The following is a 14878-nucleotide window of genomic DNA, read 5'->3' as shown; positions in this document are numbered from 1 at the left end:
ACTTTTTATAAAGCGCAGAGGGCTACTTTAACCACGATTTTGCGGATTGCCATTGGGGCATTTTTATTACATGCCGGTCGGTGAACATCCTGCGGGAAGAAAATAGCGTAGCTACCCGGTATCATTTCTATAAATGATTCATGTTCACTATCGTGATAAAAAATAATATCGCGTTGCTCTAATAGTGATTCGCTGACTTTATTATTCCCGGTATCAATGGCTACACCGATTTTCTCTTCGCCCCAGGCCAGAAACTGAATATCCAGATAGCGCCGATGAACTTCAGGGCGGTTTTCCACCGCCTCGCGTGTGGTTAAATCGATAATTTGCGCAAAAATATTCTTGCCGTCGATTTCGACAATGCCCGGTGGCAGGGCGTTGAAATCGGTGGTGCGCAGAAAATCGAGCGCCTTTTCAATGGCGACGGGCAAACGGCACGGATTAGGTTGTGTGATATGTCCAAATATCATGGTCTATCTCCTTATAATGCCTGGATTTTTGCCCACACGCTGTCATCAACGGTGATGCCGTTACGGCGGTTTTTTGCCAGCAGGGTAGTGAATTCGTGACCGGGTAAACGAATGGCCTGGTTTTCGTCTGCGCGCTCGGCGCTAGTAACGTAATCCATAATGCGTTGCAGTTTGGCATCGCGGGTGGAACCGTCGATCAGTTTGTCCACTTCAATGGCAATAAAGATTTGTGAAATGCCGTACTCGTCGCTGTTGTCCTGGGTGACTTCAGCAACCGATGCGCCGTCAGAAAGGAGAGTGGCTATCATATCCAGCACAATCGACATGCCAGAACCTTTCCAGTAACCCATCGGCAAAATGCGGCGATTTTTCTCGATAATGCCAGGTTCTTTGGTCAAATTGCCCTCATCATCAAACCCACCATCGACCGGCAGCTCGCGTCCCGCCAGACGATTCACTTCTAACATGCCGTAGGAGAACATCGACATCGACATATCGACCATGGTGATGGGTGAAGAAGGAATAGCGACGATCAGTGGGTTGGTGCCGATGCGACACTCTTTTGCGCCCCACGGCGGCATTACGGCGATAGAGTTGGTCCAGCAGATGCCGATATAGCCTTTTTCCGCCGCCTGCCAGCCGTAGCTGCCGCCGCGCATCCAGTGGTTGGCATTGCGTAACGCGACCAGGCCAATCCCGTGAGTTGCCGCCAGTTCAATGGCGCGGTCCATCATCTTTTTCGCCGTCAGGTTACCGATCGAACGCTGGGCGTCCCACTGCTCAATCGCGCCGAGGCTGGTTATACGTTTGGGTTGGGCGTCAGGAATGATATCGCCGTTTTCCAGTTGCTGAATGAAACGGGGGAAGCGGTTAACGCCATGAGAATAAACGCCGGATTCGGTGGTGCGGGCGAACATCTCTGCACAGGCATCGGCTGTTTCGCTGTCAACGCCACGTGAAATTAATACCCGATTAAAGGCTGTTTTTAACTGCTCAAATGTCACTTTCATCCCTGGCTTCCTTGTGTGTATTGATCGCTTTTTTAGCTTAAAATTCCACTATGCGAAATTTGATTTCAAATATATCGATCGCTTTTTAACAAAGCAATCCGCGCCATGATTTTCAAAAATTATTAAAATCAAATAGTTACAAATTATCTGTCGAGATCGTGAACTGCGACACACTTTGCGTTACCATCAGGGCGCGATAAAAAGGGGAAGAAAGCGATGGGAAAAAAAGAGCACGAGTTGGCGCAGGAAAAAGAGCGCCCAGCTGGAAGTCAGAGCCTGTTTCGCGGGTTGATGCTGATTGAGATTTTGAGCAACTATCCAAACGGTTGTCCGCTGGCGCATCTCTCTGAACTGGCTGGCTTAAATAAAAGCACGGTCCATCGTTTATTGCAGGGGCTACAGTCCTGTGGCTATGTGACAACTGCTCCCGCTGCGGGGAGTTACCGCCTGACCACAAAATTTATTGCTGTCGGGCAAAAGGCGCTGTCGTCGCTGAATATCATTCATATTGCCGCGCCGCATCTTGAGACGCTGAACATCTCCACTGGTGAAACCATTAACTTTTCCAGTCGAGAAGATGATCACGCTATTTTGATTTATAAACTGGAACCTACTACCGGTATGCTACGAACCCGCGCCTATATTGGTCAGCATATGCCGCTCTACTGTTCGGCGATGGGTAAGGTTTATATGGCGTTTGGTCATCAGGACTACGTGAAATCGTATTGGGAAAGCCATCAGAATGAAATCCAGCCGCTAACCCGCAACACCATTACCGAACTGCCCGCGATGTTCGATGAACTGGCGCACATTCGTGAAAGTGGCGTGGCAATGGACAGAGAAGAGAATGAACTCGGCGTCTCCTGTATTGCTGTTCCGGTGTTTGATATTCATGGGCGGGTGCCGTATGCGGTGTCGATTTCGCTTTCGACATCACGCCTGAAACAGGTGGGGGAGAAAAATCTCCTGAAACCGCTGCTTGAAACTGCGCAGGCTATCTCCAATGAACTGGGATTTACCGTCCGGGATGACCAGGGCGCGATCACATAACGCTTTTGGCAGGTGGCAAAACTTTAATATTTCCTTCGTTGGATCAAAGCAATAATGGCGCACTCTCTGGCACGCTGCGGTTTTAGTGCAAAGGAGTGATCATGAACCGGTTTATTATTGCGGATGCGACGAAATGTATCGGTTGCCGTACCTGTGAAGTGGCTTGTGCAGTGTCGCATCAGGAGAATCAGGATTGCGCTTCGTTGTTACCTGGCGAGTTTATTTCCCGTATTCGTGTCATCAAAGACCACACCTGGACCACGGCAGTAGCCTGTCATCAGTGTGAAGATGCACCGTGCGCGAATGTTTGCCCTGTGGACGCTATTCGCCGCGAACATGGGCATATCTTCGTTGAACAATCACGTTGTATTGGCTGTAAAAGCTGTATGTTGGCTTGCCCGTTTGGTGCGATGGAAGTGGTTTCTTCGCGCACAAAGGCGAGAGCGATTAAGTGTGACCTGTGCTGGCATCGGGCAACGGGACCAGCCTGTGTTGAAGCTTGCCCGACAAAGGCGTTGCAGTGTATGGATGTTGAGAAAGTGCTGCGGAATCGGCTACTACAGCAGCCTGTTTGAGACATTATTCCGGCGGTTCTCAACGCCGGAATAGTGCGTTTCGTTTATGCCGGGTGCGGCGTGAACGTCTTATCTGGCCTACAAAATCTTACAAATTCAATATATTGCAGAAATTATGTGGCCTGATAAGCGCAGCGCATCAGGCAATTTTTAATGACTCTCAGCCCAGGCGCGTTCGATCTCTTCTGCCAGAATCTTCACTCCTGCCTCGATTTTCTCCGGTTCCGGCACATAGTTCATGCGCATACATTGATGCGTATGCGGCCACGGTTTATCCAGCCCAGGGAAGAAGTTGTGTCCTGGCACCATCAGCACGCCGCGCGCTTTAAGCCGCTGGTAAAGCTGCTCGGTGGTAATCGGCAAATCCTTAAACCATAGCCAGAGGAAAATAGCGCCTTCGGGTTTATGAATCAGGCAGCGATCTTCTGGTAAATAACGGCGAATGATGGCGATAGTTTCCTGAACACGCTGGTAGTAGAACGGCTTGATGACCGTTTCTGACAGGCGCAGCAGATCGTTACGCTTAATCATTTCACACATCATCGCCGGACCAATACCGCCAGGCGCCAGGCTGATAATGCCGTTCATATTAGTGATGGCGGTGATGATTTTTTCATTGGCGATGATAATGCCGCAGCGTGAACCAGGCAGCCCCAGTTTGGAAAGGCTCATGCACAGCACGATATTTGGATTCCACAGTGGGCGCGCTTCGCTGAAGATAATGCCCGGGAATGGGACTCCATAAGCGTTATCAATCACCAGCGGAATACCGTGCTGATTTGCCAATGCATCCAGCTTCAGCAACTCTTCGTCAGTAATCACATTGCCTGTTGGGTTCGTCGGTCGCGAGACGCAAATCATCCCGGTCTCTTCGCCAATATGCAGATGTTCAAAATCGACGTGGTATTTAAACTGGCCTTCTGGCAGCAGTTCAATATTTGGACGCGCAGAGACGAAAAGATCTTCTTCCAGTCCGGCGTCAGCGTAGCCAATGTATTCCGGTGCCAGCGGGAACAGCACTTTTTTGACCCGACCATCGGCGCGGCGTCCGGCAAACAGATTAAATAAGTAGAAAAACGCGCTCTGGCTGCCGTTTGTTAGTGCAATATTCTGTGGTTCGATATCCCAACCCAGCTTCTCGCGTAGCATTTCGGCAAGTAGTGTGAGTAGCTCCGTTTTCCCCTGCGGGCCGTCGTAATTACACAGCGCATCAGTGGCTTTGCCGCTTTCCAGCATGTCAGTAAGCAGCGTCTGGAAGTAGTCCTGCATTTCTGGGATCTGCGCCGGATTGCCGCCGCCGAGCATAATCGCGCCGGGCGTGCGTAAGCCGTCGTTCAGATCTTCCATCAGCAGCGTAATGCCGGAGTGGCGGGTAAATTTGTCACCAAAAAGGGAGAATGTCATAGCGGGATATCTGTCGAACTCTGTAGCAAGGAAAGTAACAATAACGCTACATTTGCTGGGGTGCAAATCGGGTTGCTGCAAGAGGATTGGCGTATCATGCTAAGCTTTATGATATGTCTGGTCTTTTATACTGGAATACGGCTTCCCGACATACCGCAAGTGGGAAGCCGGAAAAGTTACTGTTGCCCCGCCCAGACAACCATCACTTTATCGTCGCCATGTTCACGGACAAATCCATAACCTTGTTTCAGTGACAATGTGGTCTGCTTACCCGCGCCAATCGCTGGATGGCGGGCGCGGAACTGACCGAGGCGTTGCCAGTGCGCAACGCTGGCGGCAGATTTACCGTTAACATCCTGCCAGTTCATATCCGAACGCGTACCTTGCAGCGGATCAGAACCGGTAGCTCCGAACGGACGCGAGGATTCATCACCATAAAAGATTTGCACCGCACCTGGCGCTAATAGCAATAGCTCTGCTGCTTTGTCGCCCCCTTCGCGGAACAGGCGGGTATCATGCGACGAGAGGTAGCTCAACACGTTGAAATCCTGCAATTTATCTGCCATTTGCTGCCAGGTGGTATCCATCTGTGCCAGACAATCGACGGCTTTCGCGGCCTGTTCCTGATAATCGAAATTGATCATCGCATCGAAGCCGTGGCGATAGTAGTCACTTTGCATTATGCCATGACCCCAGGCTTCGCCGGTCATCCAGAAAGGTTTGTCATCTAACACTTTATCGGGGTTAGCTTTTTTCCATTCGCGAAGTGCGGCGCTGGCTTCGGTTTTCAGTTGCTGCCAGGCGGGCAACTCAACATGTTTGGCGGTGTCGACCCGAAAACCATCAATCCCGTAGTCGCGAACCCACTGGCTTAACCAATGCGTTAAATAATCGCGGGGGGTAAAACCATCGATGGCTTTAGCGTGGGTATCCGGTTTGTTTTTATAGAACACCGGCAGACCTGAAGCGGTGGTAGATTCGGTCTTTATATCCGGCAAAAAGGCCAGCGACATGGTGAGATCGTCGAATCCAGGATTGTCGTAATCGCCAATATCCGTTCTGATCCAGTTTTTTCCCCACCATTTATCCCAGCCTGTTTTGTCGCTGAAATTAATGTAATCGTTAAAGCTATGCCAGGTTTGCCCGGCGGCGGGTTTCCAGTCGCTCCAGCGGTCACCCAGTGTTTTTTTCAGCTCATCACCGGAAAGGTATAACGCGCCAAACTGATACTCCTGCATATCCGCCAGCGTGGCATAACCGGTATGGTTCATCACCACATCAAAGAGAATACGAATACCGCGCTGGTGCGCGCTATCAACCAGCGCCTGTAAATCGGCTTCGTTGCCCATATTTGCATCAAGATTCGTCCAGTCCTGTGTGTAATAACCGTGGTAGGCATAGTGCGGGAAATCGCCTTTTGTACCACCGCCCACCCAGCCGTGAATTTGCTCAAACGGGGCGCTGATCCACAGGGCATTGACGCCCAGCTGCTGGAGATAATCCAGTTTGTTGGTCAGGCCGCGTAAATCGCCGCCGTGAAAAGTGCCAATTTCCGCCATACCGTCTTTATGACGACCGTAGCTCTGATCATTGCTGGGATCGCCGTTTTCGAAACGGTCTGTCAGCACAAAGTAAACGGTGGCGTTATGCCAGTCGAAAGAGGCAGAGGTGTCAGTTTCTGCCCGTTCCAGTAGTAGTAAGCCGTTACTGGTGGCGGCAGGTTGTAATGTAATTTGGCCGTTTTTCACTGTCGCGATTTGTTGGCTGTAATAATCACGGACAGGCGCACCTTCCGGGAAGGTGGCACTGACATCAAGCGTAAGTGGGCGACCATCCCATTTCGGGCATTCACGGATTGGGGTTGCTATTGGTTCGGCGGTGTTTGGGATCGATATCATCAACGTCGGCGTGCCGGAGCGGGTGTCGATTTGCAGCGTATATTCGCCATCTCTGAACAATCGCCATTGTGGCGGTGTGTTGTTGCAAGGTTGCAGGGAAAGCATCTGATTGAGTTTTATCGCATTCACCGGCTGCCAGCACTGTTGGTCAAAATTTAGCGTTAGTGGACGCGTACCTTTAGCCAGCTTCGCGTGGCTGACAAATGTTCCTGTCCCCTGTTCGGTAAAGGCGGGGAACCCCGGCGAAGTCCAGCTGGCGGCAATGGCAAAGCCGGGAAGGAGTGTCAGAAAACAGGCGGCGAGTTTCATGGCGGATGAGTCCTTATTGCTGCGATTTCAGACAGTTTGCCAGCGAATAACCAGACAAAACTCATCCCTGAGTAGTAAGTCCACAGGATGAGACGCAGGGGTGAGCGATCGCGCGCAAAAAACAGCTGAATTTTGCGATAAAATCCACATTTTCTGCGTTCTTGCACCAATCTGAACCATTACCACGTGACATAGTTTCAGATTTGGACTATTCCTTGGGGTGCGCTCGACCGCTATTTTTGATATGATTTGAGATTCAACTCTCAAATTTGGGAAAAATATTACTCTAAATCATTCGAGTTGCAGGACAAAACACCAATGGCGTTTTGAACAGCGTTTGCGCAGTACATGCAACTTGAAGTATGACGAGTATAAGGTGTTTGAATGATTAAATCCGATCAGGAGACCTGATGATTTTGACTCCCATACGACGATATGGGGCGATGATTCTTATGTTACTCACTCTGGTGTTTTCGAGTGAGGTGTTAGCGAAGACGCACACGACAACAACGAGTCAACAGTCCCACTTAACTAAAGCTAGTAATAAACAGGTAAGCAGTAAACAAGAGTATTCTCGCAATAGTGCAAAGAGCAGTTCACTTCCTGATTTGCGAAAATACCCTTCCGGAACACCAAGAAAAAAAGCGTTTCTCCGGACTGTAATGCCCTATATTACCAGCCAAAATGCTGCCATTACGGCTGAACGTAACTGGCTGATCTCAAAACAGTACCAGGGTCAATGGTCGCCTTCAGAGCGTGCACGTCTGCAAGACATTGCCAAACGCTATAAGGTGAAGTGGTCCGGTAATACGCGAAAAATCCCGTGGAATACGCTGCTCGAACGTGTAGACATTATCCCGACCAGTATGGTGGCGACGATGGCTGCAGCAGAAAGCGGTTGGGGAACGTCGAAACTGGCGCGTAGCAACAATAACCTGTTCGGCATGAAGTGCATGAAAGGACGTTGTACCAATGCGCCGGGTAAAGTGAAGGGGTACTCACAGTTCAGTTCTGTAAAAGAATCGGTGAGCGCCTATGTCACTAACCTGAATACGCATCCGGCTTACGCTTCTTTCCGCAAATCACGCGCACAATTGCGTAAAGCGGATCAGGAAGTTACCGCCACAGCGATGATTCATAAGCTGAAAGGTTATTCCACGAAAGGGCAGAGCTATAACAACTACCTGTTCGCGATGTACCAGGATAACCAGCGGTTAATCGCCGCGCATATGTAATTGCATTCCCTTGAGCCTTATCCGACTTGTTGGTCGGATAGGGCTTTTGTTCGCATCAGGTGGTTGTGCTGAGTTACCTGATGCGACGCTGGCGCGTTTTATCATGCCTGGCGGGTAGGTCGGATAAGGCGTTCACGCCGCATCCGACAACCACGCAGCGTTGCCTGATCCGACGCTTCTCATCACGCATGGTGGATTTTCCCCTCCCGCTACAGCATTACCTCGCTATTTACATCGCGATACTCTTTTGGCGTCGTGTCATACGCTTTTTTAAATACAGAGTAGAAATATTGCAGCGATGGATAACCACACATTTGCGATATCTCATTGATCGACAAGGTAGTAGAAATCAGCAGGCTGCGCGCTTTCTCCAGCTTCTCGGCATGGATCATGGCGTGAATAGTTTCACCCACTTCTTCTTTAAACCGTTTTTCAAGATTGGATCGCGATATGCCCACCGCATCCAGAACCTGATCCACTTTAATTCCTTTGCAGGCATGATTGCGGATGTAATGCATGGCCTGAATAACGGCGGGATCGGTCAACGAACGGTAATCCGTTGAACGCCGTTCGATGACACGGACTGGCGGAACCAAAATCCGCTGCAACGGCATTTCTTCTTTATCTAATAAGCGATGCAAAAGTTTTGCCGCCTGATAGCCCATTTGTCGGGCACCCTGCGCAACAGAAGAGAGGGCGACACGCGAAAGATAGCGGGTCAATTCTTCGTTATCTATGCCAATCACGCATAATTTCTCCGGTACGGGGATGTGCAGATGCTCGCATACTTGCAGAATATGCCGCGCCCGGGCGTCAGTGACGGCAATAATCCCTGTTTGCGGTGGCAGTGTTTGCAGCCAGTCTGCCAGCCGATTCTGCGCGTGTTGCCAGTTCTCTGGTGCGGTTTCCAGCCCCTGATAAACCACACCTCGGTACTTCTCTTCAGCCACAAGCTGACGAAAGGCATACTCGCGTTCGGCGGCCCAGCGTTTGCCGCTCGACTCTGGCAGACCATAAAAAGCAAAGCGGTTAACGCCTTTCTCTTTTAAATGCAAAAATGCGCTTTCAACCAGCGCATAGTTATCGGTGGCAATGTAATGTACGGGCGGATAGCTTTCTGCCAGGTGATACGAGCCACCAACCCCAACAATAGGGACGTTGACATCAGCCAATGCTTGCTCGATTTGTTTATCGTCGAAGTCGGCGATGACGCCATCTCCTAACCAGTCCTTGATTTTATCAATGCGGGCGCGGAAATCTTCTTCAATGAAAATATCCCATTCCGATTGCGACGCCTGTAAATATTCCCCTACACCTTCTACTACTTGACGGTCATAGGCTTTATTAGCATTGAACAGCAACGTGATGCGATGACGTTTAGTAAACATGGTTCTTTTCCTGCTGAATCATGCAAAAACTCAAAACCGGTAATACGTTACCGGCTTTGAGAAAATTTTTATCAAAATCAGGAACGGCGTTTGGTTGCGGAGTCCATCCATACTGCCAGCAACAGAATCGCACCTTTGACGATATACTGCCAGAAGGTCGGTACATCCATCATACTCATACCGTTATCCAACGAAGCCATGATGAATGCCCCCATTACTGCACCGGCAACACTCCCCACACCGCCTGCCAGACTAGTACCGCCAATCACACATGCTGCAATTGCGTCCAGCTCGGCGATATTCCCCGCAGAAGGTGAACCAGCGCCAAGTCGAGAACTAAGAATTAACCCGGCGATGGCTACCATCAAACCGTTGATAGCAAACACGGCAAGTTTTGTTCGTTCAACGTTAATCCCGGATAGCCGCGCCGCTTCCAGATTACCGCCAATAGCGTAAATACGTCGCCCAAAGGCTGTCCGTGTTGCCATAAACATTCCACCGAGTAACAGCAACGTCAGCAGCAGAACAGGAGTGGGAACGCCACGGTAATCATTTAGCAGCCAGATTGCGCCTAAAACGATGATAGCCGTTAATGCCTGGCGACCGACCACCGCCGTAGATGCCGGAGACTGCAAACCCAAAGCCTGACGGCGCATTCTTCCGCGCCATTGCCAGCCGACAAAAGCCATTAAACCAAGCGCGCCGATGATGAAACCGGTACTGGCTGGTAGATAGCTTTGCCCAATTTGTGACATCGCGGCGCTGGTGGGGGAAACGGTCGTGCCGTTGGTGATACCAATCAAGATGCCGCGAAATGCCAACATACCTGCCAGGGTGACAATAAATGACGGGACTTTGCGGTACGCGACCCACCACCCATTCCACGCTCCGAGAAGCAGCCCCAGAACCAATGTCACAATGATAGTGAGTGGCAGCGGCCAGCCCAACCAAACGTCACAGATAGCGGCGACCCCGCCTAATAGTCCCATCATGGAGCCGACCGAGAGGTCGATTTCAGCAGAAATTATGACGAACACCATACCTACCGCGAGAATGCCGGTAATTGCGGTCTGGCGCAGCAGGTTGGAAACGTTACGGGCGCTTAAGTAGGCACCATCGGTGGTCCAGGTAAAGAACAGCATAATTGCGATGATCGCTGCAATCATCACGAAGACCTGTAAATTCAGTGATTTCAGCCCAGAAAAGCCACCGGATGTCGGTACGGCTAATTTCACTTCAGACGGATTGCTTTTCGACATGATGTTCGCTCCTCAATGCGGCTTCCATCACCTGCTCCTGAGTCAGGTTATGATTTATCAGGTTGGCTTTTAGTTTTCCTTCATGCATCACCAGCACACGATCGCTAAGGCCGAGTACTTCAGGTAATTCAGAAGAGATGACAATAACGGCAATACCTTGCTGGACGAGTTGGTTAATTAATTTGTAGATCTCGTATTTAGCGCCAATATCAATACCCCTGGTGGGTTCATCAAGAATGAGAATGCGTGGATTTAATAGCAGGCAGCGTGCGAGGATCGCTTTTTGCTGATTGCCACCGCTTAAACGTCCAATAGCAAGGTCGGGGGAGGATGTTTTAACTTTGAGTTGCTGGATGGATTCCAGAATACATTTTTGCTCTGCGGCATCATCAAGCTGGCTGATCCCTCCGGTAAATTTATTGAGTGCGGCGAGAGTAATATTTTTACCAACCGCCATTACCGGAACGATACCATCGCGCTTTCTGTCTTCTGGCACCATCGCAATACCCTGGGCGATCGCTTGCTGGCAGTTGCGAATATCCACCTGTTTTCCGTCAATATATATTTTCCCTTCCCACTGTCCGGGCCAAACGCCAAACAGGCATTGAATGGTTTCGGTGCGTCCGGCACCGACCAGCCCGGCAATACCCAGTATTTCACCGCGTTTCAGAGAAAAAGAGACATCGTTAACCCGTTTAATATGACGATTAACCGGATGCCATGCTGTCAGATGTTCAATACGTAATATTTCATCTCCGGTGGTATGTGGTTCATTAGGGTAAAGCGCGGTTAACTCTCGCCCGACCATCATGGTGATAATATCGTCTTCACTCATTCCGGCAGCATCACGCGTACCAATGTGCTGACCGTCGCGAATAACGCAAATTGTATCGGAAATCGCTTTGACTTCGTTGAGTTTGTGCGAAATATAAATACAGGCGATACCGTGCTGTTGTAGATCGCGAATAATATCCAGTAAAACCGACGTTTCCTGCTCAGTTAATGAGGCTGTCGGTTCATCAAGAATTAATAAACGCACTTGCTTATTAAGCGCCTTGGCAATTTCAACCAGTTGTTGTTGCCCAAGCCCTAAATCGCCAACGCGGGCATCTGGTGAAATGGATAAACTGACCTGCGCTAATAGCTTCTGGCAGCGTAGCGTCATCTGGTCATAATCCATAATCCCATTGTGGGTTATTTCGTTACCCAGGAAGATATTTTCCAGCACGGTCAATTCTTTCACCAGGGCCAATTCCTGGTGAATGATGGCGATACCTTTGCGTTCGGTATCGCGGATGTGACTTGCCTGAATCTCTTCGCCAGCAAAAATAATTTCGCCTTCGTAGGAACCATGAGGATAAATTCCACACAGCACTTTCATCAGCGTTGATTTACCAGACCCATTTTCCCCACAGAGTGAGACGATTTCGCCAGCGTTTAGCCGCAAGCTGACGTTATCTATCGCCTTCACGGTGCCGAAGGTTTTGGTAATGTTCTTCATTTCAAGTAGATAAGACATAACGACTCCACCTAAGCCAATCAGTTCACGCGGCATGGAGAGAAATCACGCCCCGGTCAGCGCCGGAGCGTGACGCTTAAAGCTCGCTCTCTTTGTGGAATCCGTCTTTAATTACCGTATCTTTGATGTTGTTTTTATTAACATCGATTGGTGTCAGCAGGCGGGATGGAACATCTTTCAGACCATTATTCAGTGTGGTATCTGCTTTTGGTTCCTGACCATTGCCCAACTCAACGGCAATTTCTGCGGCAGTATTTGCCAACAACGTAATGGGTTTATACACCGTCATAGTTTGCGTACCGGCAGCAATACGTTTTATGCCCGCGAGATCCGCATCCTGACCGGAAATTGCCACTTTGCCTGATAAACCTTGAGCACTTAATGCCTGAATCGCCCCGCCAGCGGTAGCATCGTTTGAGGCAACAACCGCATCAATTTTGTTATTGTTGGCAGTTAGCGCATTTTCCATAATTTTCAGCGCATTTTCCGGTAACCAGCCATCAACCCATTGGTCGCCAACGACTTTAATTTTTCCTGAGTCAACATAAGGTTTTAATACTTTCATTTGCCCGGCGCGAAATAGCTTGGCGTTGTTATCGACCGGGGAGCCACCCATCAGGAAATAATTGCCCTGTGGGACGATATCAACCAGGGCTTTTGCTTGCAGTTCGCCGACTTTTTCATTATCGAAAGAAATATAAAAATCTATATCTGCATCATTAATCATGCGGTCGTAAGCTAATACTTTTATACCTTCTTGTTTGGCTTCTTTTACAACGTTACTTAATACCTGACCGTTATATGGAATAATGACAAGAACGTCGACGCCCCGGTTAATCATGTTTTCAATCTGCGACATTTGGGTTTCTTCATTGCCATTCGCAGATTGTACAAATACTTTTGCACCGAGAGATTCTGCTTTTTTAACAAAGATATCCCGATCTTTTTGCCAGCGTTCAAGACGAAGGTCGTCAATCGCCATTCCTATTTTTACTTCTTTGGCGTGCGCTGCGACGTTAGTAAGCAGGAGTGAGGTGCAAAGGGTGAGTAAGATGTTCTTTATTTTCATGATTCAGAGGCCTTCTGTTGTTAGAGGTCAGCTTAAAAAAGTAACAATCACCGCGATAAACGTAACCAATTTTTAGCAACTAAACAGGGGAAAACAATTACAGATTTTTATCTTTCGATTACGATTTTTGGTTTATTTCTTGATTTATGACAGAGATCTTACTTTTGTTGATTAATTGTACTTGTTGCATTTTTCTATTCGAGAAATCACCCAATTTCATCATTCCATATTATTTTTGCGAGCGAGCGCACACTTGTGAATTATCTCAATAGCAGTGTGAAATAACATAATTGAGCAACTGAAAGGGAGTGCCCAATATTACGACATCATCCATCACACGCGGCATTACCTGATTATGGAGTTCATTATGCAAGCCTATTTTGACCAGCTCGATCGCGTTCGTTATGAAGGTCCGAAATCCTCTAACCCGTTAGCATTCCGTCATTACAATCCCGACGAACTGGTGTTGGGCAAGCGTATGGAAGACCACTTGCGTTTTGCCGCCTGCTACTGGCACACCTTCTGCTGGAACGGGGCGGACATGTTTGGTGTGGGCGCTTTTAATCGTCCGTGGCAGCAGCCTGGCGAAGCTCTGGCGCTGGCGAAGCGTAAAGCCGATGTCGCATTCGAGTTTTTCCACAAATTACATGTGCCGTTTTATTGCTTCCATGACGTGGATGTTTCCCCGGAAGGCACATCGTTAAAAGAGTACATCAATAACTTTGCACAAATGGTCGATGTGCTGGCTGGCAAGCAAGAAGAGAGCGGCGTGAAACTGTTGTGGGGAACCGCTAACTGCTTTACTAACCCTCGCTATGGCGCGGGCGCGGCGACGAACCCAGATCCCGAGGTCTTTAGCTGGGCAGCTACACAAGTTGTTACCGCGATGGAAGCAACGCATAAACTGGGTGGTGAAAACTATGTGCTGTGGGGCGGTCGTGAAGGTTACGAAACTCTGTTGAATACCGATCTTCGTCAGGAGCGTGAACAGCTTGGTCGCTTTATGCAGATGGTGGTTGAGCATAAACATAAAATCGGTTTCCAGGGCACGCTGCTTATCGAACCGAAACCGCAAGAACCGACCAAACATCAATATGATTACGATGCCGCAACGGTTTACGGTTTCCTGAAACAGTTTGGCCTGGAAAAAGAGATTAAACTGAATATTGAAGCGAACCACGCGACGCTTGCGGGTCACTCTTTCCACCATGAAATTGCCACAGCCATTGCGCTTGGTCTGTTCGGTTCTGTCGATGCTAACCGTGGCGACGCGCAATTGGGCTGGGATACTGACCAGTTCCCGAACAGCGTGGAAGAGAACGCGCTGGTAATGTATGAAATCCTCAAAGCAGGTGGTTTCACGACCGGTGGTCTGAACTTTGATGCCAAAGTACGTCGTCAGAGCACTGATAAATACGATCTGTTCTACGGTCATATTGGGGCGATGGATACGATGGCGCTGTCACTGAAAATTGCAGCACGCATGATTGAAGACGGCGAACTGGATAAACGCGTAGCGCAGCGTTATTCCGGCTGGAATAGCGAACTGGGTCAGCAAATCCTGAAAGGCCAAATGTCATTGGCTGATTTAGCAAAATATGCTCAGGACAACAATCTGGCGCCGGTGCATCAGAGTGGACGCCAGGAGCAACTGGAAAATCTGGTAAATCATTATCTGTTCGACAAATAACG

At 49.2% G+C, this 14878-nt stretch carries 12 protein-coding genes; 4 read left to right on the top strand and 8 right to left on the bottom strand.

Annotated features, from left to right (window positions below; translation table 11 throughout):
- Window positions 1-5: 5 nt before the first annotated feature.
- A complete protein-coding gene (locus tag C3D30_RS19035; RefSeq protein WP_021549996.1) occupies window positions 6-470 on the bottom strand; it encodes a NanQ anomerase/TabA/YiaL family protein in 465 nt (154 codons plus the stop codon).
- A gap of 11 nt (window positions 471-481) precedes the next feature.
- Window positions 482-1480, bottom strand: a complete 999-nt coding sequence (gene yiaK / locus C3D30_RS19030) for a 3-dehydro-L-gulonate 2-dehydrogenase (protein ID WP_105287261.1) — start codon at window positions 1478-1480, stop codon at window positions 482-484.
- 216 nt (window positions 1481-1696) lie between these two features.
- Here yiaK and yiaJ point away from each other — a divergent pair, with 216 nt between their 5' ends.
- Both yiaJ and C3D30_RS19020 read left to right on the top strand, forming a co-directional pair.
- On the top strand, window positions 1697-2530 hold the full coding sequence (gene yiaJ / locus C3D30_RS19025) for an IclR family transcriptional regulator YiaJ (protein ID WP_000516598.1): 834 nt from the start codon (window positions 1697-1699) through the stop codon (window positions 2528-2530).
- 101 nt (window positions 2531-2631) lie between these two features.
- The gene (locus C3D30_RS19020; protein ID WP_010349697.1) at window positions 2632-3105 is read left to right on the top strand and encodes a 4Fe-4S binding protein; all 474 of its coding nucleotides are present in this window, start codon (window positions 2632-2634) and stop codon (window positions 3103-3105) included.
- Between the two features lie 150 nt (window positions 3106-3255).
- On the opposite strand, the gene avtA is transcribed toward C3D30_RS19020, so the two are convergent.
- Together avtA and malS are read right to left on the bottom strand one after the other, a co-directional pair.
- Entirely contained in the window at window positions 3256-4509 is a 1254-nt protein-coding gene (gene avtA, locus C3D30_RS19015) for a valine--pyruvate transaminase (RefSeq protein WP_000144334.1), read from the bottom strand.
- 176 nt (window positions 4510-4685) lie between these two features.
- Window positions 4686-6716 carry an alpha-amylase gene (malS, locus tag C3D30_RS19010; RefSeq protein ID WP_105287260.1) on the bottom strand — a complete coding sequence of 677 codons (2031 nt, stop codon included), beginning with the start codon at window positions 6714-6716 and terminating at the stop codon, window positions 4686-4688.
- 410 nt (window positions 6717-7126) lie between these two features.
- Here malS and C3D30_RS19005 point away from each other — a divergent pair, with 410 nt between their 5' ends.
- Window positions 7127-7951 carry a protein bax gene (locus C3D30_RS19005; RefSeq protein WP_105285844.1) on the top strand — a complete coding sequence of 275 codons (825 nt, stop codon included), beginning with the start codon at window positions 7127-7129 and terminating at the stop codon, window positions 7949-7951.
- A gap of 209 nt (window positions 7952-8160) precedes the next feature.
- Here the strand turns inward: C3D30_RS19005 and xylR are convergent, their stop codons facing one another.
- The 4 genes from xylR to xylF all read right to left on the bottom strand — a co-directional run bounded on the left by xylR (window position 8161) and on the right by xylF (window position 13186).
- Entirely contained in the window at window positions 8161-9339 is a 1179-nt protein-coding gene (gene xylR / locus C3D30_RS19000) for a D-xylose utilization transcriptional activator XylR (protein ID WP_000494493.1), read from the bottom strand.
- A 77-nt stretch (window positions 9340-9416) separates the two neighbouring features.
- Window positions 9417-10598: a xylose ABC transporter permease XylH gene (xylH, locus tag C3D30_RS18995; RefSeq protein WP_000045978.1), complete on the bottom strand. Its 1182-nt coding sequence runs from the start codon at window positions 10596-10598 to the stop codon at window positions 9417-9419.
- Window positions 10576-12117 (bottom strand): D-xylose ABC transporter ATP-binding protein, encoded by a 1542-nt coding sequence (gene xylG, locus C3D30_RS18990; RefSeq protein WP_105287279.1) that lies wholly within the window; start codon window positions 12115-12117, stop codon window positions 10576-10578. The genes xylH and xylG overlap by 23 nt, the downstream gene beginning before the upstream one ends.
- 76 nt (window positions 12118-12193) lie before the next feature.
- A complete protein-coding gene (xylF, locus tag C3D30_RS18985) occupies window positions 12194-13186 on the bottom strand; it encodes a D-xylose ABC transporter substrate-binding protein (RefSeq protein WP_000694881.1) in 993 nt (330 codons plus the stop codon).
- A gap of 367 nt (window positions 13187-13553) precedes the next feature.
- Between xylF and xylA the strand changes: the two genes are divergently transcribed.
- Window positions 13554-14876, top strand: a complete 1323-nt coding sequence (xylA, locus tag C3D30_RS18980; RefSeq protein WP_001149551.1) for a xylose isomerase — start codon at window positions 13554-13556, stop codon at window positions 14874-14876.
- The last annotated feature ends 2 nt before the right edge of the window (window positions 14877-14878 follow it).

This window comes from Escherichia sp. MOD1-EC5433, from assembly GCF_002966005.1.
GTDB lineage: Bacteria > Pseudomonadota > Gammaproteobacteria > Enterobacterales > Enterobacteriaceae > Escherichia > Escherichia ruysiae.
Note: the sequence above shows the minus strand (reverse complement) of the source record. Positions and strands in the feature narration are given on the sequence as shown.

Coding starts and splice junctions, on each gene's coding strand:
- C3D30_RS19035 (WP_021549996.1), bottom strand. CDS start 470: ATGATATTTGGACATATCACACAACCTAATCCGTGCCGTTTGCCCGTC.
- yiaK (WP_105287261.1), bottom strand. CDS start 1,480: ATGAAAGTGACATTTGAGCAGTTAAAAACAGCCTTTAATCGGGTATTA.
- yiaJ (WP_000516598.1), top strand. CDS start 1,697: ATGGGAAAAAAAGAGCACGAGTTGGCGCAGGAAAAAGAGCGCCCAGCT.
- C3D30_RS19020 (WP_010349697.1), top strand. CDS start 2,632: ATGAACCGGTTTATTATTGCGGATGCGACGAAATGTATCGGTTGCCGT.
- avtA (WP_000144334.1), bottom strand. CDS start 4,509: ATGACATTCTCCCTTTTTGGTGACAAATTTACCCGCCACTCCGGCATT.
- malS (WP_105287260.1), bottom strand. CDS start 6,716: ATGAAACTCGCCGCCTGTTTTCTGACACTCCTTCCCGGCTTTGCCATT.
- C3D30_RS19005 (WP_105285844.1), top strand. CDS start 7,127: ATGATTTTGACTCCCATACGACGATATGGGGCGATGATTCTTATGTTA.
- xylR (WP_000494493.1), bottom strand. CDS start 9,339: ATGTTTACTAAACGTCATCGCATCACGTTGCTGTTCAATGCTAATAAA.
- xylH (WP_000045978.1), bottom strand. CDS start 10,598: ATGTCGAAAAGCAATCCGTCTGAAGTGAAATTAGCCGTACCGACATCC.
- xylG (WP_105287279.1), bottom strand. CDS start 12,117: ATGTCTTATCTACTTGAAATGAAGAACATTACCAAAACCTTCGGCACC.
- xylF (WP_000694881.1), bottom strand. CDS start 13,186: ATGAAAATAAAGAACATCTTACTCACCCTTTGCACCTCACTCCTGCTT.
- xylA (WP_001149551.1), top strand. CDS start 13,554: ATGCAAGCCTATTTTGACCAGCTCGATCGCGTTCGTTATGAAGGTCCG.